The following is a 23,562-nucleotide window of genomic DNA, read 5'->3' as shown; positions in this document are numbered from 1 at the left end:
CCATGAAAGACCAGCTGACTATTTCTATCTCGACCATCAATGGCTCTAAGCATTGGTACTTCAGCAAAACCATGCAGCGTAACTTTAAAACGTGCTTGGCGGTATTCGCCTTAGGGTTAGCAGCGACAGCGATGTTGGTGAATCGCCTCTACTCTCAAGTGGATGAGGCGGTGCTTGAACAAGCAAAGTTATCCGAGCATTCACGCAATATGGGGCAAGAGTTAAGTCAGCTAAAAACACTGAAGTCAGAGCTTGAGAACGACCTCTCTGAGCGAGAAGAGCGCGTCCAACTTGTTTCTGAACGTTTGGGCGAGTTGGAGAAAGTACTCGGTGTCGCCAAGGAATCCAACACTGAAAGTCTAGATGCGCGCTTTGATACCGCCGCGATCACGTCCAATGTCAGAATGGTGATGCTAAACCAGATCCCTAGCGGCTCTCCAGTCGGTAAAGCACGCCTTTCATCGGGGTTTGGCAAGCGTATTCACCCTGTCACCAAGCAGGCCAAGCTGCACCGAGGACTCGACTTTGCAGTTAACACTGGCACCAAAGTATATGCCTCTGCCGACGGCGTTGTAGAAGCGGCACGTCAAAGTAACAAAGGTTACGGTAACTTGTTGCGCTTACAGCATTCATTTGGTTTTTCGAGCGCTTACGCGCACTTAAAAGAGTTCAAGGTTAAAGCGGGTGAGTTTGTTAAAAAAGGACAGCTCATCGCCATTTCAGGCAATACCGGGCTCTCTTCCGGTCCCCACCTTCATTACGAGGTGAGATTTATTGGACGAGCCTTAGATCCGAGGCCATTCGTGGATTGGCACCTCAATGATTTTGAAGACATTTTTACCAAGGAGCGAAGAATACGATGGGAATCTTTAATCAAAACCGTGGAACAACGAGTGGCTCATCAGCTTCAACTCTCGTCGCCAAAGGCTGTTCTGTTAGCGGAGAACTCAAAGTAGAAAGTGACATACAGGTTGATGGCATCATCGAAGGTCAGTTGCATGTCGAAGGCGCATTGGTCGTAGCAGAAAGCGGCCGTGTTAAAGGCGACATCTACGCTAAACAACTGATCGTCAATGGCTTGCTGGATGGAAACTGCCATGCAGAACACATCCAAGTGCTAGCAAAGGGCCGAGTCAGTGGCAAAATTTGGAGCAACAATCTGAGTATTGAAGCGGGTGGCAAGTTCTTCGGAGAAGCCGCAGAACTGCCAGAAAAAGAAGTCGTGACGCTAAAAGATAAGTCTACTGAAGCGAGAGAGGCAACACCGAAATCAGACAAGTCACCAGATTGCAACACTGCATAAATAGTATCTTTGGTTGGACTACTTCCACCCAGCTTTTTGCAGGTATCTCCTGAGATGGGAAAGCGATAAACAATGCTTTAACGATCATTGCAGGATTTAGTCCTACAGAGGAACGTAAAGAAGTCAGGGGACTCAACATTCGCTCGCTCTGTTATATACATTTGATAGTGGTTCATCTTATCTCTCTAAAAAGGTGAACTCTTATATTTTTTATTAAAAAATCATTGGGATTTAAATGTCATTCATATTAGTTATTTTTGAACCTTGCAAAAAATCAGAACCAGAAAAGGACTAAAACCACCAAATAATTTTGACTTACAGCCAAAAAGTGAGTGCCATGTTGACATGATCCCAGCAAAATAAGCAGACTATGAAAATCAGTAAAGGCTAATTTAAAATTCGGCTACGCCAAAGTATCTTAGACCGAGAGGGGTAGATATAAGTTAAGCCCTCAAACATTAATTTAATTTATCAATAAGAGAATTGTCTAAATATAAATACGAGAAAGCCATTTTTTATACTTAAAACCGTAAAAAGTGCTAAAATATTAAAGTTAACGTTCACAGTATATAAATATATGATTTTTTCCTTTTTATTTATTAAGGTTAATTATGATAGATAGAATTAATACGAAAATAGTTCTTCTAGGTACACTAATAGGTGGCGCTATAAGCTCAATGGTGAAATCTGGATCCGAGTCGCCAATGCCACCACGTATACCGGGAGAAGCTTCTCCACCAGCCATTAACATTAACGAGTGGGGACAATGGTTCGGCGTTGATGCTCACTCTTTAGACTATGTTTATCAAACAGTAACCGTACCTGGTGCAGTACTTCTATACCACTGGTTATTTAGCTTTATTTTTGCGTTTGTCTATATTGCTCTATCGGCTTATTGGCCAAAGGTAAGATTGTGGTATGGTGCGGCTTATGGCCTAGCTATTACTTTTGTTATGCATGGACTTATAATACCAGCATTAGGTTTCCGTAATCCTGCTTATCTCAACGGAGAAACAGGCTGGCTTTGGAACCTCAACGGCTACGAGCTGTGGAGTGAACTTATCGGGCATGTTTGTTGGTCTGTTTCTATCGAAGTCTCTTTAATTGCCGTTTTGGCTTGTTTCTCTAAGCCGATTTTCGGTAATTGGTATGAATCAGACTAAAGTAACAGGCTCTGCAATTACACCTAACAAGTTGTTAAGGATAGCAAACGCATGCATCGCTCTAACTGGAATATGTTGCTCACATGTAGCCATGGATATCTTCACATCTAAACCAAAATACTCTTGTCCTAATTTTCTGTATGAATTGATTTGATCCATAGGATAGGTGTTTAGTATTTATGAATACCTCCCACCCGCCCCCGCTAATAACGCGGGGAGGGTGATTAGCTTCGTTCTTTTCGTTATCCGGACACTTCGCTTGACTAAAAACGTCTTTTGATATGACGCTTCTTCTGAATTATCGTTGCACAACTTCCAACCAAGAAAACAAGCCATCGGGCTCATGATTAACCGACGAAATATGACTTCAGAGCCACCTTGTTGCCTATGCTCCATTTCGAAACCCCAGTCTTTAAGTACCTTACACCAAGATTCTATATCCCGTCGCCAATAGTATTAAGTGCCAAAGGTCCAAGCATATACGTAGTCAACTTCTTCTAAAAAAGTTCATTACCAACATAACGCTCAACTGTTGGCAACGTAAATTAGAGTCAAAGAGTGGAGGCTATATAGTTTCAAGTGGGCCATGATCGTCACAGTGGTCACCATGTTGATGGTGTAAGCGTCCGTCAACTATATAATCTATATGATCACCATGCTTTATAGCTTCGTGCCCGCAACCGGGGCCATGCACATGTGCCCCGCAAGAATGAACTGGTTTGCACTCATTTGGGTTTTTATCACTGTACTCAATTATATGCTCATCGCAGTGATCACCGTGAGGGTGGTGAAGCCTACCATCTACCAAATAGTCTATGTGACCATTGTGTCGCACAGCAGTGTGACCGCAAGATGGGCCATGGGCGTGGCTATCGTGTTTATGGATGTTGCTACATTTCATTTGGAAGTTTCCTTTTTGTAGTGTGACCTAATTTATAGATTAGTTGCTCGTACTATAAAGTGAAGTTGTGTGATCAAAAATCTCGATGATGATTTGCAGCAACACTCGCGGATCAAAGTAAAGGTAGAGAAAGACAATATTACAGATCGGCGTAACTTTGGTTACCGCCGCTGTGTGAAAAACATCGAAGTTTACGGTAACTCTGAAGGCTCTAAAGCGGGCGTTCGCGTTTACGGTAAAGAAAAGAACGATTAATCGCTACGAGATTCAAAAGGGATTAAAACCAACCTCATCCTTACCGAATACAAAAACCCCTCGCCGATTGGTGAGGGATTTTTATTTGTGGTTAGAGTGCTCTTGCTGTCGTTATTGCGGTGACACCAATTCGGTTCCGTTCACCATCACTTCCACTTTCCGCGCGCCTTGTTCACTGCGCTCTTGTTCGATGACAGACGTCTCAAGACGAATACTCTCTGCTTTCACACCATGTAAAATCAAGAAGTCAGCGACCACTTTCGCCCGCTCCTCTGCTAAACGTTTATTGTGCTCCAAATACTCAGGCTTACTATCGGCACCTCCAGTCACCACCACTTCATAACTTTCCAGTTCAGCTATGCGACTTGCCATTTGCATCAGTTGCGTTTCCATTTGCAGATTCAATGACGCGTCATCGTAGCTGTAAACCTGACTGTTCTCAGCGAGAATCACGGTTTGCTCTTCAGGTGCATCTTCTATGTGCTCGATTGGTTGAGGGTCATAGCTGCTGCTTGACCATGGATGCAACACCAGAGACAAATTCACCTGACGCAACTGCTTGGTGTCTTTCTTGTCGTAGTTCTGATCCAGCACACTCACATTGAATAAATTGTCGAATTGGACAGAAACATCAATAAACTCACTCAGAGCATAGTAACCGCCCACCGATAGATACGGTGCCACGCCGCTGGTTTCTGTCGGTGAATCCAACTGAGGTTTATCCATGTCTGCGTTGTAGAAATAGCCACCCACACCGGCAAATAACCCGCCATCGGGCCATAATGGCCATTTGTGTTTAGCGAGAATGTCCAAGCCTTTCATATCAAAGCCATTGCCGTCCGATAAGCTGCGATAACCTATCTCATAATCCAAAGGCTCAGTCGTGATACCCAAACTGTATTTCAAACTGGTGATGTCGTTATCGTGCTTGTACTGTTCGTCCTGAAACTGGGCAAGCCCTCCTCCTATTTGAAAGTACAAACCATTTGATACCAAGGTATCAATTACGCTTTTCTCAGGCTCCTTGGCTTGCTGAGCCTCTTGGGCAAAAGCCGGTGTAAGCGCGAATACAGACAGCGCGAACAAAATTGTATTTTTGTAATTCATAAGCCTTCCCCTATAAGTAAGAAACGGTATAAACCACCATTCCTTCAAATTTCCCTTTCTTGATATGGTCAGGATCGAAAGGCACCAGTTTGGCAAGATAACGGTCATAGCCGACCTGCTCTACTTCATAGCCATCACCGACAGGCTCATTAAGTTGCACCTCTTCACCACTTGGGGTGTAAAGCTTGATGCCATAGGATTTGATTTCTTTGCCGCTTTCATCAAAGACAGGGACATAAGTTCGGTTGGTCAGATCTCGTACGTTATCAAAGTAGCCACGCAACTTGACGGATGGGCAATCGGCACCGTATTTTACGTTGCGAACAATGATAGTGAGAGGGCGAGGTTCAGTTTGCACAATATCGTCTACGCCAATGCGCCCGTAATCGATGTTGTTGTTCTTGATCTCAAGCTCAACCAAGCACTTAGAAGGCTTAAGAATATCCATGTTCTGAATCACGCTGCGGTAGTTCGCATACGCACCGTTGTAGCCCAACTCCCCATCTAACTGGAAAATGTTGACCGGCGCGCTATATCCAGAGAAGTCCCCCGGCCCCGTAACAATGATGGGCTGGTATGTAATGGTTTTGGATGTTTTTGTGCGTGATTCACAGGCGTTGTTATCTTCGCTGGCACTACACTGAGGAACCCTAAAGCCATCGACAGCCGTTTTTACGCCATAAATATCTCGGCCTTCATATCGAAACCCCACCTTAATACCGGGAATATTCGGGACGACGGTATCACCCGTTTTACCGGGCCAGAAGAATACTTGTTCGGGGAAATCCTTCAAGTCAGGGAAATTCGTCGCATCTTTATAACAAGTAACATTCACCGTCTGAGACGGGCCACGCCATACCACTTGCCCATCAGGGGCATCAATGGGTACCGATGCAGAAGGGTCAATGTAGAAACGGCTTACACCGCCAGGACCACTACCACCAAAACTACCACCGGCCTCTGTGCTATAGCAGGCTAATGCCCACGCATTGGGAGCAACTGAGAACCCCGTGACAAGCACAAAAAGTGTCAGAAATAACGCTCTCATCATTACCCCTCACTTTCGTCTTTGGCTGTACAGATATTTTGCGAGCTGCAGTAGAACGTGTTCGTTACTGTGGCGCCATAGTCATTGATATGGCTTAGTTCGTATCGGTCGCTTTTTTCTACTTTCAACGTTCTGCTGGTAAACGGCGCTAGCATCACGGGTTTAAATCCCGCGGCTTTGCTCGATTTGCCCACCAGCAACTCCGAGTAGGTCACATAAAATGGCGAGCCGTTTTCTAGGACGATTTTATTACTGCCTTTTCGCTTAATTTTGGTCGCGCTAGCTACCGCTTTATCAACACGCTTAATCTTGTTCAGGCTCGCTGGTCGGTAGAAGAACTTGATCACCGATTCAATCGCAATTTGGATAGAACCAGTGGCCGTGTCGGCTTTTTCATCAGCACTTTTCTCGTCCTCAGAAGGTGGTACCTCTCGAACATGTAAGAAGTAAGCGGTCTCTCTGTCTTGGGGTAATTGAGAGGCAGTAGGTAACGACTTGATGCGCAACATGGCGTAATCTTTACTCTCGATCCTTAACACCGGTGGGACAACGATGAATTTGTCCTCTAAATCCTTACCATCCATGTCCGTCAACCAAGATTGCGCCAAGAATGGAATGTCGGCAGGGTTTTTAATTCTTACCGTTTCCACCTTCGAGTCGCCTTCATAAACAACACGAGTTCGGTCTAGAGCCAATGCAGCATTCGCCGATGCTGAGACCATCAAACAACACAGGATGGCCAAAATTGAATTTTTCATAATTTCTCAACTACTAATTAATTATCACAATGAACGGAACGGATGACTTCTTGACTATTCAGAATCGAGTCATCAATGACTAAGTGACAGCTTTGGTTATCCCCCCAACTCACACTGATCTGTGAATCGAGATTGACGCCGACCAGATAAGCCGTTGAGGCTTGCCCAACAATGCCAATCTCTTGATCAAGTTCGTCATCAAAAACCAAGGCACCAAATGGAATCTCTTGTTTGCTTTGCAAGCGCGCCATAAAGTTACTGCCCTGACGTGCTTTAATTTTTTGATAACCAATCGCGCCTTCGGTCAGCACCATGCTTTTCACGCTTCCAAGCACCTCAACATCATCAGGCAGTGATTTGTAATCGATGGTGTTGTAGCTCTTTTGATAAGGTGTCACACCGTTAATCAACGCCAAACCAAACGCATTAGTCTCTTCGTTGTTGCTGCCGTTAATGGTGACGTTTGGTACATTCGAATCGATGAGAATGCGCGACGTACCTGAGTTAAGTGCGCTATACGCCAAACCATGTTTTGAAAGCAACACCGTGCCCATCGTGCTGGCATTCACTTGGCTGTATGAATTGGTTTTGTAGCTGCCACCAACAGAAGTGGACATAAACGAGAAATCGCGATTGTAGTTACCACTTACCCCATTGGATTCACCTTCATAAACGTCGTAAGTAACGCGATAGTTCGAACCGTCATCGTTGTTGTAGCCCGAGTAAGCAAGGCTTTGAGAGTAGTCCCCACCTCGAGAGTTGGTTTGTACTGAGACAGAGTTACTGCCACCAATAGGGATAGAAATTCCCAGCGACCAACCTTTTTCATCGATACTCGGTGAGTACTCATTAATACCCGACTCGTAGTCGTAGGTCAGGTAAGAGTCGTTTGACTGGTAGAGATTCATCGTCAAGTACAAGTCGATCCCGTTGATCTTCAACGGATGCGATATATTGATGTCGTAACGAGAACTGTCACGGCGATCGTCCCAGTAGTTATTTGAGGAGTAAGAAACGTACGCACTGGTTGAACCAAAACTTTGAGTCAGCGCGATGTACTTTTCATCTTTACGGTTGTTGTTCGCGGCATAGATGATGGACGAAGTGTGGTCATCATAGGACCTTAAATATTCACCAAATTCGTAGTACTGCTCTTCAGAAAAACGGTAACCAGCCACACGCAAACCCAAGCCGAAATCGGTCAAGGTGTTGTTGTAGGTAAAACCATAAGACAAGCCAGAGGCATTACTTTCATCACCCAACTTGGCTTGCGAAGTAGAGATATCGAAGGAAGCTGCGCCCAAGTAATTTAGGTTGATACCACTACCGATGGTGTAAGATTGATAATCTTCAGACAACAATGTCGCAGAGAACAGCGACAGGTAGTTGTTCACACCATAGGACGCCTCTGCAGAGAAGAACTCTGGCGTGATCTCGTAAGAGTCACTGTCCGGCACACCCGCAGAAAGGCTGTAGCGTAGGTGATTTGGTCGCGTCAAATACGTGACGTCCGCACCGTTCACTTGGTAGCGTTGAATCGAACCGTCAGCCTGTTTGACTTCGACATCCAACGTACCTTGAGAGGCTTGTGAAAGGTCATCTATGAGATACGGGCCTGCATTTACGTTAACCACTTTAAGCACATTACCCTGCTGACGAATAGTGATCACCGCATTGGTGTTGACCGTGCCAGAAACCACCGGAGAGTAGCCACGCAAATTCGATGGCAACATTTGATCATCGCTTTGCAGACGTGCGCCCGTCATTTGGAACGAGTCGTAAACGTCCGAACCAAACTGGGTATTACCGAACGTCAATTTCGATTTAATGCTGCGGATCGGCGCGTAGCCATACAATGAAGTAAAGTCACCCGAGTAGTTGTTGGATGCTTGGTAGTTTGCTCGGAAGCGAAACACTCCAGTATTTAGCCCCACAATGCCATAGGTGGATAGATCATCATTCCAACCGTTTTCATCGTCTTGTTGGCTAGAAAAGTAGTTAACGTTGTAATCCAGATAGAGCGCGGCAATACCATCATCCCACAAACGATCTGGGACAAAGCCGTATTTGTACTCATTGGCGATGTATTCTTGAGGCGTGGTGATCTCTAAGCGAGCTTTACCAAGATCCGATGCCACCTTGGTATAGCCAACTTCTTCAACTTGGTAGCATACTGCGTTACCGACTGATGTCGCGTTTTCTTTATAGACTTTATACCCTCGTTCGCTTAGAGGAAGACTGTCCATTAATGCATCTGAGATGCAGGGCTTATTGTTATTAAAAACAATATTTTCTTTGGTTAAGAACTCTCCATTAATATAAACCTCTAGCTCATATTTACCGTCTTCCACAAAGTTCGCATTCGAAAACTTGCTTAAATCGACACTATTTTCACTTCTTATAAAATAATTATTGAAGCTGGCCGCGTAAGAAAAAGAAGGAAAGGAAAGTACAATTATTAAACCGAGTAAATGACGACGCATTTTATCAACCAGTGTTTTTTATTAGAATGAGAGCTTTGGCAAAATGCCAAAGCTCTCTCAGCAACCGCTTATAGGTAAGTCACGCGTAATAGCGCCCATGACTCTGCAACACCAGCAGTTACAGGCGTTGCTGTCACGTCTACGTTCGCTTCATATGCCGCAGAGAACGACGCGATGTTTGTGCCGTCGACCAGTACGTTGCTTGCCGCTACGTCACCGTTGTTGATTGGGTTACCATCGTGAAGGATACGCACACCAATGCCCGTCGCACCGCCTTCTACGCTGAACAGATCACCGGTTGTATCTGGGTTAGAAGCGAAAGTGAATTGCGCTGTTGTTGCCACACTCGTATCACAATCAGTCAACTTCACTTGGAAAGGCACTGGCGTAGAGCGATCACCTTTCGCCTTAAAGATGTGTGTAGGCTGCTGACCAAGTTGGATCGTCTGGTCAATGCTGTCTGGAGATAGACCACATGCTGATTCTACGATTTCACCTTTAAAGTAAACGTTAGTCGTGTTTTCTGCCAAAGCAGGTGTTGCAGACATTAGTCCAAAAAGAAAAGTTGCTGCGATTGATGAGCGAATGAATTTAGCTTTCATTTTTAATCCCGTGTTTTTTAGCGAATAAATGCAAATAAGAAATCATTATTTCCTATATGTGCAATTTAGTTTTTAATTAATATACGGATGGAATAATATTACTTCCAATTCAATATTTTTGTATAAAGATACAAGCTTGATGGTTTTTGTTTATCGTGAAATATACTTAAATCTAAACCATTAATTTCCCCCTAGGCTGATCGCTCCTTTTCATCAAGAAATTAAGGTATTCTTGTCATGAGCCTATAATTTATTTATCTATTCCTTTTCTCATTCATCCAATTAAGCGTTTACTCGAAGATAGTTATCACTCAGTATCTAATCCGTGAAAATTAAGCGTTATTTGAATGGTTCCAAGAGCGGAGTGTTAATAACTCGCCTAAGACGAAATCTGCACCCGCAGAAAACACTCCTGTTTTTGCACTCACCTCTTGCAACTGAAGAACCCTGACTTTTTTGAGCGCCTTCTTCTCTGGTGCCACCATCAAAAAAAGCCGAGCTCGACTCGCGTACAAAAGCTCAATTAAGCGCTCTATTGAAGAGAGTAACGCCGAGTAGGTAAGGCTCTCTGAATGCATGAGAATGAATGCATCCCCTTCCACTCGATAGGTGATGGACGCCAAGGCACACCCAGCCACTGACCATTGCTCTGTGAGCTCTCTGCCACTTAAAAACCGTTCATATTCGGTGATAGCGCAAAGTTGCTTTAAAAACTGACGCCCACTGCCCTTTTCATTCAAACGCCGCCACTTTCCATTTCCCTCAGGAAGATGAACCAAGCCGAAGTTTCCATAGCGAAAACGTTCAAACCTTTTTATCAATTGAGGTTTGTTCGGAAAGCAGCATGATTTGAGTTCATCTACACTGTTTTCAAGCACTCTTAGAATTTGAACCATACGCTCTGCCGTTGGTTGTACCTTCTCGCTCTCCCAGCGAGATAGTGCGTTAACATCCAAACCGACAAACAAGGAGAAAGGGAAATGACGTAGCCGTTCAACTAACTCTCTCTGTGACCACCCTCTGCGTTTTCGTGTGATTCGAAGGTGTTGAGAAAAGTTCGTCTCCACCTTTACCTCCAAATGCCTTAATTGACTTATGAATCAATCAGTTAAATAGGCATGCAAAAGTTAGGCAATATGGACATGCCCTGTACGTTTGAAGTTCACGAAAGATAGAATATGCTCCAAGTTAGTTGAGGTCATCTTCCTGAAAAATAAAAGGAAAGACTCAAAAAAGCATTTTGATTCAATGGTAAAGAACGAATACCGTATTGCGGAAGCGTTTTGCTAAGAGCGATCAGTTTTCTATAGAAAACGAATGGATTGCCAGAGAAATACCCAATAAATGGGCGTGAAAAATCCCCCCTAATTATGAGAGTTTAAGGTGCAAGGCACTAGAAATCCTGAGGTCGCTCTGGCTTCCTCAATATATAAGGTGGGTAAATGGTTTTGCGATTAGCTAAGCAAAGAAGTAGTCAAACAGCCGCAATTGTGCCCGCTTGGTATCTTCATCGGATATGCCTATGTACCTCAGTGTGGTTGAGACCGATTGATGCCCAATGATGGTAGCAACCAAACCGATGTCCATATCACTGGAATGATAAAGGTGACGAGCAAAGATTTTACGCAAGCTATGGCACCCAATTTTGTGCTGACGTAACTCCTCAATGCAGCAAGATAAGCACGAGAATACGCGCCAACAAGCTTGTCTTGATATAACGCCACGCTGCCTTTTGGCTCGGTTACTGGCTAATGTCGCCCGTGAAAAAATCAGGCCGCTGTCCTTGCCCTGCCATAACTTTCGACGCTTTTTCAGCGCGGTCAAGGTTCGTGAACTCAGATAAGCCACTCGCTTTTTGACCGGTGCACTCTTTGTCGCTTCTTCCAATCTCACTTCAATACTGTGCTTCCAGCTGCGAGGGACCAGATCAACGATGTTCCGGTAATCACAAACGTAAACAGACAACAGCTTCGCATGGTCACGCTTGTAATAGTTGAGCAATTCATTTTTGACGCTTTTCAGTACTTTATGACGCGCCCTAGCTTGACGAGCAAGTGTCCCTTTACTCTCAATTACTGTCACTTCACCAGATTCAAAATTAATATTGTCGTAGCTCAGCTTGGTGATATCGGTAATTCGTAATCCCGTTTCAATGCCTATTCGCCATATCAGCCAATAAACTTCGTCATGATGACGCTTAAGGTATTTTTCTGCTTTCTTTACAACGCGCTTATCGCTAATTGCTTGCACAGTACTCATGCATATACCTTCCGTTATAATCATTTATATTTAAAATATAGACCAAGCAAACATAAGCACCCCAAATAAGAACTGTACCTAATAACATGTTCTCAATAAAAACGATGGGGTATATTTCTTTAATAACACAAATTAACAATGGCTCGCCGAATGCCATCCCATTCGTATTCACTCTAACGACTATATCAACTCGTTTTCAATTACTCACAATGGTGGTTTGATGGCTAAATCCCTAATTTAGTTTGATAAATGATCTAATTTACCAATCATATTGACATTTCTATCAAAAATATGACGGTTTATTTGGTGATATGAACGGCATTTCGGTGACGCAGTTGGTGTATTTTTGTGATCAAGCGCAAAGATGAAGGTTATAGAAGGAAGGTCACAGTGCCTTGCATAACAATAGTAGAACAGTTGAGCCCTTCACTTTGTTTGCAGGATGAGCTGAAGCTGATTCACTTTCCATTAAAAAAGACTCCCATTAGGGAGCCTTGGTTTAAATAGGGGGAAATAAAAATCTGTGTTTACTGAGCGTCTTTTTGCAGTGCTTCAAATTTCTTCAGTTGCTCTTGCTGACGCTTTTCTAACGTCGCTTTCTGCTCTGCTGTCAGTACGTTGTAGATATCGTGCTGTGCTTTCAATTGCGCCAATTGTGCATCAAGCTGTTTTGTATGTGCTTGTTTGATCAGCTTCGTCGCTTTCACTTCATCAAATGATGATGCTTTCACTAACTTCTCGAATTGCTTTGCGCTCTCTTGAACCGCTTTGGGATCTTGGTTACCCGCCAGCTCACTGCTCAGTTTGATTTGAATCTCTTCGATTTTCGCTTGTTGCTCAGTCGTGATGCTTTCTAGACCAAATGGCTTTGGTGCCGCAGGCTGCGCTGGTGCAGATTCTGCGAATACATTTGCGCTGCTTAGGATTAGAATTGTCGACAATAGGTAGCGTTTCATTGGGGGAACCTTTTTTACTTCAATTTGGAGTTAGGTGAGACCGAGGCGATACCACATGGTTTCCTACATCGAATCAATATGAGATCTTCGTCCACAAAACTGAGAAAGTTAACAAATGAACGGAACTTTAAAACAATTGAGTGATGACTTCGTCTCTTTCCAACGATTGACGCCTTAGACATTGTTTAACTTGAATCTTAGCGCTGACATTTACTTTTACACTAGTAATCATCGAGATTGATACCCATAAATCACTCTGTCACCTGACGACCAAAATTTGGTTGAAGTCGCACGTAAGGCCAAAGTGAATATCGCCGCACCTTGCTTGAAGAACCATCGTAAACATGGATGCAGCTATGCTTGCAAAGTCGAAGTGGATGGGAAGCCACGTTACGCCTGTAAGGTAAAACCGAAATCGGGGATGAAGGTGGTGGTGCGTCGCCCTGATCTCGATACGGCGCGAAAAGAGGCGATAAAAGCCTACAAGCAGCAAATCAAAACGGGCGAAACTACGCCTTGTCAGTGTGGCTAAAGGTACGCTTCTATTGCCAATTCGGAAACAAAAAGGGCGACCATTGAGTCGCCCTTTTGCTGATTATTGTTTTGGATTGAGGATAATGGTGGTGCGTTTCGCTTTGTTGCCAAACGCTTGAAGTGCTTTGGCTTGCACTTCTTTCAGCGTCACGCTTTGCGCCGCTTTATCAATATCTAGCAACACATCTAATCCGTAGTCGTGCACTAAATAACGAGTATATGCCCAGCTGCGTTGCCCCGGATTGTCATCCATGTCTTTCATAGAAACAGAAAGCTGTTTCGCGGCAATATCGACTTCTTGTTGCGTGATGTTTTTCGCTAACGCATCGAAGATCTTGTCTAACTGCGCATCCATCTTACTGACGTCTCTAGGATCGATTTGCGATTCAAAGAACCAATCTGAAACCTGCTCTCTGTCTTGCGTAATCGGATAAATACTCGGGCTGTAATCCAAGCTTGCTTCTTCACGCAATTGATCTGTTACTCGTGCTGCCGCAATGCGTTGCAACATGTCCTCGATCACCGTATCACGCGCGGTTCTTGGTGACTCGTGCTTGTTAGTTAAACGCAGCAAGTACAACGACGACGGCTCATTCCCTTCCGCCATCACTAAGCGGCTTTTAGCGTTAGGTTGAAACGCGACATGATAATCCACCGCCGCCCCTGTTCTGAGTTCAATGGATGCCACGTACTTGCGCAGCAATGGTGTAATTTGTTCTGGCTCAACATCCGCCAAAATCACCATTTTAAAGCCACGATTCACCTTAAATAACGCATCATGCACGGCAAATACTTGCTCTTTGGTTACCTCATCCGCGCCATGAGTTAATAGCAAGCGGTGGCGACTGTTAGGTAAGTAGGCATTTTCATTCGCCGCTTTGACCCATTTACCCATTGGTGATTCAAAGAACGAGCGACGTTGCTGCACATACTCACGCTTCACCGCGTCGAGTTGGCGCTCATCGACTTTAATTTGCGTTGCCACGTTGTACAAACCGTTCATCGCACTGGCTAGGTGCGCTTTGGGCGCTATAACCTCGATACCATGATTCGTCGGCCCCAGAATCGGGAACAGTGAAATGTCGTTTTTGCGTAAGTAACTATCCAGCTCTGCGCCTGAGAAATCGCCTAAGCCACTACGTGCTGCTGACATTGTCGCCACTTCAAAAGCAGGATAGAGCGATTTATCAAGTGCCGCTTTACCACCTTGGCTCACTAAATATACGTATGCACGGTTAGCGGCCTTTTCATCTTTTTGGAACCAAACTTCAATGCCATTTGAGAGGGTGTAAACTTGGAACCCACCCTTCTCTTCACGCACGTTAATAATGTCACCTTCTTGGCTCGGCTGAATAAAGCCATCTGTCTTAGCGTACATTTCCAACGGCTTTTCACCAGCTTGTGCATAAGCGGCGCTGAGCAATGCAAACTCACCAGCGAATTGCTGCTTACTTTCCGTTTTACCCAAACCAATCAGAAAGTTAGCTGGCTCAGCAAGCAAATCTTCAAGTGCTTGGTTGGCATGGCTAAGATCATTATCTTTTACAAAAGTCGTCAGGCTGTGCTTGTAACCGTCTTTTGATTGGAACACCGAATCACGCTCAAGTTGGAATACGCGCGCTTCTGCGTAACCTGCTGGCTTACGTTTCGCCCAATCCGAGTCGAGGTTGTTCAGCTCGCCGTACCAACTCGACATTACGTTCTCAAGCTCTTGTTGCGTGACACCATAATCACGCAAAGACGTCAGTGTATTGAGGAAAATTTGCTGGATGTTGTCACGACGTTCCGGTGCAAACGAGACACCTGCCGACATCATGCGGTGATAATTAGACGAGTAAGGCTGTGCATATACGTATTGGAAAGATTCAGCGGCTTTATTAAACACCGTCAGCAAACGTTGTTGAATAAGCTGAGCGCTCAGTTCATCTTGCCACGCTGCATGTTGCTGCTGCACCGTTTGTCGCGTGACAGAGTCTCGGTCGATGATCAGATGTAAACTTGGCGACTCCATCTGGCTACTTGGCAGAATACGGTTAGCGTTGTTCACTCGTATATCACGACGATTTTCGAGCTCGATATCAGAGGTGCTTTCCCAGTTAGAGAACTTTTTCTCGATGATCTTGGTGATCGACTCAACATCGACATTACCGGTAATGATCAACTCGGCATACTGCGGTTGATACCACTTGTCATAAAAGGTTTTTAACGCCGGAGAGGTGGTATTTTCAATTGAGCTGCGCGTGCCAATTGGATCGTGATCTGCATAAGGCGTCCCCTCAATAGAAGCTTGATAAGCATTGAATGCTAACGCTTTATCATCAGGACGAGAGCGTCGCCACTCCCCTAGAATCACCCCTTTTTCTTTTTCTACCTGCGTTGGGTCAAACTCAATACCATCACTGATGTCACGCATCCACGTAAGCGCGTCATCTAATTTACTTGGGTTGGCAAGGTCGAGCTTATAAGTCGTCTGCTGGTAAGTGGTGGTAGCATTAATGTCAGCCCCAAAACTGCCACCAGATGCTTCAAACAACTTCACCACATCATTGCCAGAAAAGTGCGTACTGCCGTTAAATGCCATGTGCTCGACAAAGTGTGCATAGCCTTTTTGGTTGGCGTCTTCTTGGAACGAACCAACATTCATCATCAAACGTACTGAAACTTCCTCATCTTGAGTTGGGTAGATGTGGTATTTCATCCCATTGGCAAGCTGGTCGACCGTCCAATTTGGATCGGCTTGGAGAGGTGTAGATTGAGGAGTCAGAGCACACCCTGACAGCAATAAAGCGGGGAATAACAACGTGCTACGCATAACTATCGTCCCTAATAAAGATTAATTGAGGCAATATATCGGTCACGTCATATGCTTGATATTTAATATGAAATATACGCCCGAATAGTAAGATCTCCATCACACTTTATAAAAATAAGAATTATTTACAAAGCGTTAGGAAGCGCCTTTCTTTTAAACAAGTTAGCGCGAAAAGGCAAAGCACTGTGTTGAATATTTGCGCATTAACATCAGTACCACTCAAATACGCGACATAGATCTGAATTTATTTTGACTACTAAAATATAATGTCGCCGCTAAATACCTATTTTTATAAATATAAGAGCCAACTATAACTTTATGCTTAGAAATCTATCTCTAAAGAACAAACTGGCGATCTCCGCTAGTGCTGCCATCATCCTCGGGGGAGTGTTGGTGGAGGGGCTGTCTTTCCGTGATGCTTTGCAAAGACTTGATGTTGAAGTCGCTCAGCGCCTAGAAAGTACTAGCGCATCTTACAACCAATACGTAAGCGACTGGCTGCTGTCGAAAGAACGTGCACTCACATCGCTTTCTCAAGACGCTGAAAAATCAGCGATTGTGACGCACCTTAAGCAGGTTCGCGATTCTGCCGCGTTTGATAACGTCTTCCTTGCGTATCCAGACGGTTCTCAAGACAACGCGAATGGTGTTGTATTGCCACCGGGTAACGACGACCCTCGTCAATGGGGTTGGTACACCAACGCGATCGCAAACCCTTCGAAAGTCTTTATGGACAATCCAACCGTTGCTGCGGCAACCGGTGCAAACGTAGTGTCTTTGGGTAAAGCACTCCAGCTTCACGGTCAAACCAGCGTGCTAGGTGCAGACGTGGAAATCAGTGACATCCTAAATAGCCTGAACCAAGTGATTCTGCCTGGTGAAGGTTATATGTTCATCGCCAACGATCAGGGCAATATCTTTACCCACAACAACAGTAAGCTGCTTAACCAGCCCGTGAGCAAGCTGGGCTTAAAAAACAGCGACATCGTCGCGGCTGCCAACTCTAGACAAGAACGCACCATCTCCATCAAAGGCAAAGACTTCGTGGTTTACGCGAAAGCCATCGATGGCACCAAATTGACCACAGTAACGGTTCTGGATAATGACTCTTTAGTCGCCCCGCTTTACGATGCCGTTTGGGGCCAAATCATCGCAACTACGATTGTGGTGATCATCTGTGTGGCCTTGTTTAACCTACTGTGTAACATCCTTTTCCGTCCGCTTTACAACGTGTCAAATGCTCTATCGCAAATCGCCAATGGTAGCGGTGATTTAACTCAGCGCATCAAAGTTGAGAACCGTGACGAAGTGGGTGAATTGGCAGAAAACTTCAACCAGTTCGTTGCCAGTCTTCAGCAGCTTATCGGCCATATTCGTCATCAAGCGGAAAACTTAAACGATCAATCAGAGCTGAGCACGAAACGGGCAAACCAATCGGTTGAAGAGCTTAACCACCAGCAACAAGAAATAACGCTTGTGGCAACAGCAGTGACCGAAATGGCCTCTGCGACGCAAGAGATCGCTTCTCATGCCGAGCAAACAGCAAAAGTGGCGCAGGACTCTTCCGTAAGCACACAAAACGGCCACTCACTGGTAGTGAACACCAAAGACTCGATCAACAACCTGTCTTCGGAAGTGAACCAAGCCAGCGGTGTTATCAGTGAACTGAACCAGCATGCTCAAGACATCAATACCGTGCTATCGACCATTCGTGACATTGCTGAGCAAACCAACCTACTAGCATTGAACGCTGCAATTGAAGCAGCACGTGCAGGCGAACAAGGCCGTGGTTTTGCTGTGGTTGCGGATGAAGTTCGTGTTCTATCGCAACGTACTCATACTTCGACAGAAGAAATCAAATCCACCATCGAGACACTGCAACGTACCACGCAACGCGCAGTGACCTTAATGGAGCGCAGCTCTGAGTTGGCACTGGGCTCGGTAGAAGATGCCGACCACGCCTCTCAAGCCTTGGATGAAATCAACTCGGCAGTAGCAATGATCAGCGATATGGCGACCCAAATCGCCACCGCCGCAGAAGAGCAAACCCACGTGACCAATGAAATCACCCAGAACGTCACTTCAATCAAAGACGTCACGGATCAATTGGTTATCGGGGCAGAGGAATCGATGAATCAGTCGTCTGAGCTGAAATCTCAAGCAGAGGATCTCAATTCGAAAGTGGCAACGTTCAAACTGGCGTAATTCTCGTTCCAAACCTCAATTCCAAACCCTGCCACGTGGCGGGGTTTGTTGTTTCTCCCTTATGTAAATTGGGCTTAAATTGACCCGAAAGCCCCAAAAAACCGTACATAAGAACAATACCATCGACATGATCACCCATCGACATCAGTAAGCTTCTTAGAAAGCGAGATGGACAATATATTTCAGGGAAACGGCTTTTTAACCTTATTCAGGAACACTTGAAGGGGTGCGCTTATGAATCTTATGGACCTACCCAAAAAACGGGGCAAATGGAATCTAGAACTGTGCAAACAAAGTGCGGCGAACTACAAAACACGTACAGCGTGGTGTGAAGGATGCAAAGCAGCCTACAGCGCGGCCTATCGTAATGGATGGCTCGACCAATGTTGCGCTCACATGCAACGTGTCGGCGTCAAATGGACATACGACAAGTGCAAGCAAAACGCCAAACAATACCACACTCGTTCAGAATGGAATCACGGCTGCAAGAGCGCCTACCACGCAGCAAGGAAAAACGGTTGGATAGAAGATTGCTGCGCTCATATGCTTCCTTCTCGTACCGGTAAGAAATGGACATTCGAAACCTGCTCAGAAAACGCAAAACGATACGAGACACGCTCCGATTGGCAGAGAGGATGCAGCGGCGCTTACAACGCGGCCAATAGAAATGGATGGTTGGATGACTGCTGCACGCATATGAAGCCCATCGAATTGAAATGGGATTTGGCCGCCTGTGTCAAAAGCGCGCGAGCCTTCGGAACACGCACCGAGTGGATCAGTGCCTGTAAAAGCGCTTACCAAGCAGCCAGAAATCGAGGTTGGCTGGAGCAGTGCTGCGCTCATATGGGCGCCCCGAGAACACAAAAGAAATGGACGCTCGACGCTTGCATCCGAAGCGCGGCAGAATACAAAACCCGAACAGCATGGCAAGAAGGATGCAGTGGCGCCTACTTCGCTGCTCACCGCAATGGTTGGATGAAAAGGTGCTGCGCCCACATGCGCTCTGCACGTTCAAAATGGACGCTGAAAATCTGCAAAGGCAGTGCATCGTACTTCTCGACCAAAAAAGATTGGTTACGCTGCTGTCGCGGAGCTTACAACGCCGCTCATCGCAACGGTTGGTTAAGTGAATGCTGCTCGCACATGGCCAGACCTCGACCACGAGCAGCCTAGCAACCAGTAAGACAAACTCTCTTGGTTTCACCGCTGCAACAGTGCCTTTACTCGTTGCAGCAGACCCGTCACGAACCAATAATTGATTCAGATTAATAAAGCGTTAATCAGTCCAACATTAAAACCGTGAAGCACATAAAATACGCGTCCTATTTTACTGAGTAAGAGCTAACGAGTGACACGCGATCAATTTGAGTTATTAGCGCCGGGCGGCGATCTGGATTTTTACCTCTTGGATGGCCGTTTTGAACACCAAAATCGCCATCCAATTTATCACTTTATCCCGCTTATTCTGACTCTGTACCAGCCTATTTTTGGGCTCAAGATCCACTTTTATCATCGTATTAGCAATTCATTTTATTCACCCCAACAATGCTCTCCTACCTAATCAAAAGCATTAATCAAGTAAATACTCTAGCCATCAATAATCGACACCAATATTCATCCCAATCAATAAATTAGCTCAATTTATAAAACCAATTTCATATGGTGATTTTTTTCTGAATCGGCCTTCAAATTTTGAGTTGTTTCTTTTCATTTGTAACTGGATGCAAGCAAAAAATATAAATGATTTCGGCAGTGGTTAGATCAAGGGCCTTCCTCTCTTTGTGACGTTTGCTTAGTGTTTGAAGTCCTCGCCGGAAATCCCCCACGAATAGAAAATCAACAAGGACAGTTACTTAGCTTTTTAAAGTAAGTGATGAGGATTCAACAATGAAGAAAACAACAATCAGCTTGATGGTGACAGCAGTGCTCATGGGTTCCCCAATCATGGCCACCTCTGCTCTTGGTGCAACGCAAGAAAACGTTATAACAGCAGCTCAAAGCGAGTCGGTCTCTGCTACGATAATCGTGCCACAGGTTGACCAGTGGTACTCACAAGCTCAGGTCGATTTGAAGAATATCTCAGGTCAGCAATTAGACTTGGCGGACGCAGAGATCTGGGTAACGTCAGACAAAGATGCGACGGTGAATAGCTCATGGGGCGCACCTTTTAACGTCAGCAGCCCTGCTCCCAATACGTTTGTCTTTACTCATGACAGCACGTCACAAATTCTAAACGATGGTCAAGCAGCTCAAATCTTCTTTGGTCTCAATGCCAGCAATGGTGATTACATCGATGGAAACGACGTGCATGTCGAGAAGGTGATCATAAAGAATGATCCTGCGCTTCAAGGCAAGATCACCCTACAAGCACCAAGTGCACCACACGCCAGCCTAGCCGCGGCATCGATTTTGGTCGAAGGTGAAAACTACAGTGAGACCGTGTCTGTCTCATGGGGAAGCAGCTTTGTTCTGGAGCACCTCCAAGATGGCGAGTATCAAGTCACCGCTCAAGATGTAACGAGCGAAATGGGGATTGCCCACGCCTCCTCGCCAACCTCCACCGTGACTATCGATAGCGATGCAACGCAGCCGAGTGTTTCCGTGCAGTACGATGCGTTTATTTACTACGCGACCATCTCGCTCACCATGCCAGCACTGGATGGCATTACGGCAAGCCTAACCACAGATGCCACCGTGAAAGCGGCAGGCACACAAGACGTTGAAAGCAGCCTAGTGGTGCCATTTGGCGGCGAGATTGACATCAGCAAACTGCTTGATACCCACAAATACGATCTCTCCTACTCACCGATTACGGTAAACAACGTGCTTTACCAACCGAGCGACAACTTCGATGTCTTGGTCAACAAAGACAAGGCGACAGAAATCAGCACCAACATCGTTGAAACGCCTATCGCGAGTGATGACTTCACTACCGTTCAAGCAAGCATTGTCGACTTACCTCAAGAAGCGATGCCAATTGTGCTCAACCTTGTCGCCAAAGATGGCTCTAGTCGCTACAGCTACGAGATTACTAGCTCACCATTCACCTTACCTGAAGACGTTAAGCCGGGTGAGTACGATATCCAAATCGATTCAGTGTTTGCCGGAGACACGCGTTACGCCTATGACGGTGATGACTCTGTCTCTGTCACGCAAAGTGATGCTCCGTTGTTGCTAACGCTGCCATTCCGCGAAGCGATGAGCCTTGCAGTCAAAGGCTTCCCAGACTACGTAGCAAACGGCACGGTAACGAACGACAGCGAACAGACCACCAATGAAATCGGCGCAACCAAGGTCAATGCGATCTTCAAATATGCTGGCTTGAGTGGTTCTGGTGATCCTGGCGTGATCCTGCCGAAAGACGAGCTTCCGCTGCATAGAACCTACGCAAATGCACAAAGCGCTTCAGATCTTTCAGGCCATCACGTTCTGCCAGTGATGGTGGTTTACACTGCAAATGCTAGTGGTGGTGCAAGCTGGACAGACTTAGTCGATGATGAATTGCTCTACAAACATTACGCGACCTTCATTACTCAAGCTATCGCGGCGCAAGAGTACGCGGCTGGCGATGGCAGCTCGCCAATGTCGTTTGTGCTTAACCCTGACTTCTTAGGTGAACTACAGAAAAACCCAAGCCATGTGGACGATCTAAACCAAGCGGGCGCGGTCAATGTGAATGATCAACTCGCTCGTGCGTTGGATTACATGAAGACGACTTACGGTTATCAACCACCAGTGGCCGTTCCTCAATTCGAGAACACACTAAAAGGCTACATTGCGTCACTCAACTTCATCATGAATGGCTTGGCAGAAGACGTAACTTACGGCTGGCAAATCAACTTGTGGGCGGTAGGCTCTGCCAACTGGATTCACCAGACCGACGACCAATCAGCTGACAAAGGCCAAGAAGTGGCGAACTTCGTAAACTCGCTGGATGTTTACACTGGCACTTACCAACCAGATTACATTGTGTTCGATAAATATGAGCGCGACGGTTTCGGCTCAGAAGCGATCGCGAACTACGCGTACAACGCCACCAGCTGGACCCGTTACCTATCGTATGTCAAAACAATCAGTGATGGCGTTGAGTCTCCGGCCATGATTTGGCAAATCCCAGGTGGTCACATGCCGACTCAAGATGAAGGTAATACACTGATCAACGTTGAGCATGAGGCGTCTGGCGGCTCTTACTTTATGGGTGATGCGCGCATCGGCACGGACATCAACAACGTACGCAGTGGCCTACTCGACAAGCAGCTCAATCCAACCACGTACAACGGTGCGAGTAATGTTCGCGAATTGCTAGAAAAAGACGCAGGTTACGACTGGTCTCATGTCGCTATGCAAGATCTACCGAAGAGCAACGTGTTTGCCCTGTTATGGGGTGGCGGCTCAACTACGGCAGTTGTAACCATTGGCTCGAACGGCACGGACAACGGCTGGCTAGACAACAAAGTTGATGCTTACGCGCAAAACCCAACGTGTTTGGTTGGCAACGATTGTGACGGCTCAATTTGGGGCGGTGACGGTGGTGATAAGCCACCAGTCGACAATAATCCACCAAGCGTTTCACTGCCTCCAAACTATCAGGTAAACAGCGGCGAAAGCGTAACCATCACCGCTAACGCTTCTGATCCAGATGGCGACGTGATTAGCTATCAATGGGAGGTTCCTTCTGACCTAACGGTTGTCGGCGACACTAATAGCGACACACTGGTGGTAACGGCTCCGGTCACAGACCCAGACCTCACCTTCACGATTTCATTAGAGGTTTCTGATGGCGAACTAAATGCCTCAGATTCGACATCATTGAAGGTGATTGGCGATAACAGCGGTGGTGGTGATGGCATTTGTGCTGATATTCCAGAGTTCGAGCAAAGACAGTATCAACCGGGCGAACAAGTGACCTACCAAGGCAACTTGTATCAAGCCGACCGTTGGACAGACTCGACGCTGACCCCGGCTGACCCATACTCAGGCTGGGCCTTGATTGACAACTGCTCGTAACAGTCTGATTAACCAGCGTTAACCATCTAAACTCATAACATTCGATACCGTCTTGATAGGCGGTATCTTTTTTGTTCTAGCGAAACAATTCTTTAGGAAACAAAAAACCCATCACTCGTTCAGACAAGCGATGGGATGAATACGAGACTCTATAAAAGATTTAAACCAG

The 23,562-nt window shown here is 45.8% G+C and carries 15 protein-coding genes and 2 pseudogenes; 8 read left to right on the top strand and 9 right to left on the bottom strand.

Annotated elements, in window-relative coordinates:
- The first annotated feature begins 2 nt into the window (after positions 1 to 2).
- The 4 genes and pseudogenes from A8140_RS23880 to A8140_RS23860 all read left to right on the top strand — a co-directional run.
- Positions 3 to 956 (top strand): M23 family metallopeptidase, encoded by a 954-nt coding sequence (locus A8140_RS23880; RefSeq protein WP_005532482.1) that lies wholly within the window; start codon positions 3 to 5, stop codon positions 954 to 956.
- Positions 860 to 1,303: a bactofilin family protein gene (locus tag A8140_RS23875; RefSeq protein ID WP_080619531.1), complete on the top strand. Its 444-nt coding sequence runs from the start codon at positions 860 to 862 to the stop codon at positions 1,301 to 1,303. Before A8140_RS23880 ends, A8140_RS23875 begins: the two co-directional genes overlap by 97 nt.
- A 611-nt stretch (positions 1,304 to 1,914) precedes the next feature.
- Entirely contained in the window at positions 1,915 to 2,466 is a 552-nt protein-coding gene (locus A8140_RS23870; protein ID WP_198299869.1) for a DUF1440 domain-containing protein, read from the top strand.
- Between the two features lie 1,024 nt (positions 2,467 to 3,490).
- Positions 3,491 to 3,622, top strand: a pseudogene (locus tag A8140_RS23860) (DUF2541 family protein); the annotation flags it as partial.
- 111 nt (positions 3,623 to 3,733) lie between these two features.
- Here A8140_RS23860 and A8140_RS23855 read toward each other — a convergent pair.
- The 8 genes from A8140_RS23855 to A8140_RS23820 all read right to left on the bottom strand — a co-directional run bounded on the left by A8140_RS23855 (position 3,734) and on the right by A8140_RS23820 (position 12,835).
- Entirely contained in the window at positions 3,734 to 4,729 is a 996-nt protein-coding gene (locus A8140_RS23855; RefSeq protein ID WP_005534399.1) for an OmpA family protein, read from the bottom strand.
- A 10-nt stretch (positions 4,730 to 4,739) separates the two neighbouring features.
- On the bottom strand, positions 4,740 to 5,780 hold the full coding sequence (locus A8140_RS23850; protein WP_005534401.1) for a hypothetical protein: 1,041 nt from the start codon (positions 5,778 to 5,780) through the stop codon (positions 4,740 to 4,742).
- Entirely contained in the window at positions 5,780 to 6,535 is a 756-nt protein-coding gene (locus A8140_RS23845; RefSeq protein WP_005534403.1) for a fimbrial biogenesis chaperone, read from the bottom strand. Before A8140_RS23845 ends, A8140_RS23850 begins: the two co-directional genes overlap by 1 nt.
- 17 nt (positions 6,536 to 6,552) lie before the next feature.
- Positions 6,553 to 9,018 (bottom strand): fimbria/pilus outer membrane usher protein, encoded by a 2,466-nt coding sequence (locus tag A8140_RS23840; protein ID WP_080619551.1) that lies wholly within the window; start codon positions 9,016 to 9,018, stop codon positions 6,553 to 6,555.
- Positions 9,019 to 9,086: 68 nt separating this feature from the next.
- Positions 9,087 to 9,620 (bottom strand): fimbrial protein, encoded by a 534-nt coding sequence (locus A8140_RS23835; RefSeq protein ID WP_005534407.1) that lies wholly within the window; start codon positions 9,618 to 9,620, stop codon positions 9,087 to 9,089.
- A 332-nt stretch (positions 9,621 to 9,952) separates the two neighbouring features.
- Entirely contained in the window at positions 9,953 to 10,516 is a 564-nt protein-coding gene (locus tag A8140_RS23830) for an XRE family transcriptional regulator (RefSeq protein ID WP_231692822.1), read from the bottom strand.
- 562 nt (positions 10,517 to 11,078) lie between these two features.
- Positions 11,079 to 11,879: a tyrosine-type recombinase/integrase gene (locus tag A8140_RS23825; RefSeq protein WP_005534412.1), complete on the bottom strand. Its 801-nt coding sequence runs from the start codon at positions 11,877 to 11,879 to the stop codon at positions 11,079 to 11,081.
- 527 nt (positions 11,880 to 12,406) lie between these two features.
- Positions 12,407 to 12,835 carry a Spy/CpxP family protein refolding chaperone gene (locus tag A8140_RS23820; protein ID WP_005534414.1) on the bottom strand — a complete coding sequence of 143 codons (429 nt, stop codon included), beginning with the start codon at positions 12,833 to 12,835 and terminating at the stop codon, positions 12,407 to 12,409.
- A gap of 203 nt (positions 12,836 to 13,038) precedes the next feature.
- Here A8140_RS23820 and A8140_RS23815 point away from each other — a divergent pair.
- Positions 13,039 to 13,367 (top strand): annotated as a pseudogene (locus tag A8140_RS23815) (2Fe-2S iron-sulfur cluster-binding protein).
- 63 nt (positions 13,368 to 13,430) lie between these two features.
- Here A8140_RS23815 and A8140_RS23810 read toward each other — a convergent pair.
- The gene (locus A8140_RS23810; protein ID WP_005534417.1) at positions 13,431 to 16,181 is read right to left on the bottom strand and encodes a M16 family metallopeptidase; all 2,751 of its coding nucleotides are present in this window, start codon (positions 16,179 to 16,181) and stop codon (positions 13,431 to 13,433) included.
- A 318-nt stretch (positions 16,182 to 16,499) separates the two neighbouring features.
- Here A8140_RS23810 and A8140_RS23805 point away from each other — a divergent pair, with 318 nt between their 5' ends.
- The 3 genes from A8140_RS23805 (at position 16,500) to A8140_RS23795 (ending at position 23,393) form a co-directional block, all read left to right on the top strand.
- Positions 16,500 to 18,386: a methyl-accepting chemotaxis protein gene (locus A8140_RS23805; RefSeq protein ID WP_005534419.1), complete on the top strand. Its 1,887-nt coding sequence runs from the start codon at positions 16,500 to 16,502 to the stop codon at positions 18,384 to 18,386.
- Between the two features lie 234 nt (positions 18,387 to 18,620).
- Positions 18,621 to 19,559: a hypothetical protein gene (locus A8140_RS25945; protein ID WP_005534424.1), complete on the top strand. Its 939-nt coding sequence runs from the start codon at positions 18,621 to 18,623 to the stop codon at positions 19,557 to 19,559.
- Positions 19,560 to 20,273: 714 nt separating this feature from the next.
- The gene (locus tag A8140_RS23795) at positions 20,274 to 23,393 is read left to right on the top strand and encodes a PKD domain-containing protein (protein WP_038863632.1); all 3,120 of its coding nucleotides are present in this window, start codon (positions 20,274 to 20,276) and stop codon (positions 23,391 to 23,393) included.
- Positions 23,394 to 23,562 lie beyond the last annotated feature (169 nt).

The organism is Vibrio campbellii CAIM 519 = NBRC 15631 = ATCC 25920 (genome assembly GCF_002163755.1).
Lineage (GTDB): Bacteria > Pseudomonadota > Gammaproteobacteria > Enterobacterales > Vibrionaceae > Vibrio > Vibrio campbellii.
This window is presented reverse-complemented; position numbering and strand designations above follow the sequence as displayed.

Excerpts from the sequence above, each read along its gene's own strand:
- A8140_RS23855 (WP_005534399.1), bottom strand. The coding sequence starts at position 4,729 with ATGAATTACAAAAATACAATTTTGTTCGCGCTGTCTGTATTCGCGCTT.
- A8140_RS23795 (WP_038863632.1), top strand. The coding sequence starts at position 20,274 with ATGAAGAAAACAACAATCAGCTTGATGGTGACAGCAGTGCTCATGGGT.
- A8140_RS23870 (WP_198299869.1), top strand. The coding sequence starts at position 1,915 with ATGATAGATAGAATTAATACGAAAATAGTTCTTCTAGGTACACTAATA.
- A8140_RS23840 (WP_080619551.1), bottom strand. The coding sequence starts at position 9,018 with ATGCGTCGTCATTTACTCGGTTTAATAATTGTACTTTCCTTTCCTTCT.
- A8140_RS23810 (WP_005534417.1), bottom strand. The coding sequence starts at position 16,181 with ATGCGTAGCACGTTGTTATTCCCCGCTTTATTGCTGTCAGGGTGTGCT.
- A8140_RS23820 (WP_005534414.1), bottom strand. The coding sequence starts at position 12,835 with ATGAAACGCTACCTATTGTCGACAATTCTAATCCTAAGCAGCGCAAAT.
- A8140_RS23825 (WP_005534412.1), bottom strand. The coding sequence starts at position 11,879 with ATGAGTACTGTGCAAGCAATTAGCGATAAGCGCGTTGTAAAGAAAGCA.
- A8140_RS25945 (WP_005534424.1), top strand. The coding sequence starts at position 18,621 with ATGAATCTTATGGACCTACCCAAAAAACGGGGCAAATGGAATCTAGAA.
- A8140_RS23835 (WP_005534407.1), bottom strand. The coding sequence starts at position 9,620 with ATGAAAGCTAAATTCATTCGCTCATCAATCGCAGCAACTTTTCTTTTT.
- A8140_RS23845 (WP_005534403.1), bottom strand. The coding sequence starts at position 6,535 with ATGAAAAATTCAATTTTGGCCATCCTGTGTTGTTTGATGGTCTCAGCA.
- A8140_RS23830 (WP_231692822.1), bottom strand. The coding sequence starts at position 10,516 with ATGGTTCAAATTCTAAGAGTGCTTGAAAACAGTGTAGATGAACTCAAA.
- A8140_RS23875 (WP_080619531.1), top strand. The coding sequence starts at position 860 with ATGGGAATCTTTAATCAAAACCGTGGAACAACGAGTGGCTCATCAGCT.
- A8140_RS23805 (WP_005534419.1), top strand. The coding sequence starts at position 16,500 with ATGCTTAGAAATCTATCTCTAAAGAACAAACTGGCGATCTCCGCTAGT.
- A8140_RS23880 (WP_005532482.1), top strand. The coding sequence starts at position 3 with ATGAAAGACCAGCTGACTATTTCTATCTCGACCATCAATGGCTCTAAG.
- A8140_RS23850 (WP_005534401.1), bottom strand. The coding sequence starts at position 5,780 with ATGATGAGAGCGTTATTTCTGACACTTTTTGTGCTTGTCACGGGGTTC.